The sequence below is a fragment of the Stenotrophomonas sp. Iso1 genome, assembly GCF_027497995.1.
In the GTDB taxonomy this organism is placed as follows: domain Bacteria; phylum Pseudomonadota; class Gammaproteobacteria; order Xanthomonadales; family Xanthomonadaceae; genus Stenotrophomonas.
Genome location: NZ_JAODBT010000012.1, coordinates 1 through 294 on the forward strand (window position 1 = coordinate 1; position 294 = coordinate 294).

The 294-nt window shown below is 42.2% G+C and carries 1 protein-coding gene; it reads left to right on the forward strand.

Annotation, left to right across the window (positions count from 1 at the left end; genetic code table 11):
• Nucleotides 1-36: 36 nt before the first annotated feature.
• A partial coding sequence (locus PAN08_RS17995; protein WP_332840118.1) for a hypothetical protein occupies nt 37-294 on the forward strand: 258 nt, incomplete at its 3' end.

The following is a 294-nucleotide window of genomic DNA, read 5'->3' on the forward strand; positions in this document are numbered from 1 at the left end:
AGGTTAAGACCAAAAGGCGGGCAAGGGGGAGACAGAATGAAGGCGAAAGCACCAAAATATCAAGTAGGGGATATTGTCGTCGTTGTCATGTACGGCACAGTCGGAACGATTACAAAAGTCCATCAAATTGACCAGCACTATTTGTATGAGGTCAATCATAATGAGGTGCTTTATTTTGAAACATCACTTCAGCTTTACGATGAGTACGACGGGGTGATTGTGGATACAGAAAAGCTGGACATTGAATATGAGTTCCTCATTGGCGATGTTGTATATGTCAAAGACTACGGAAAT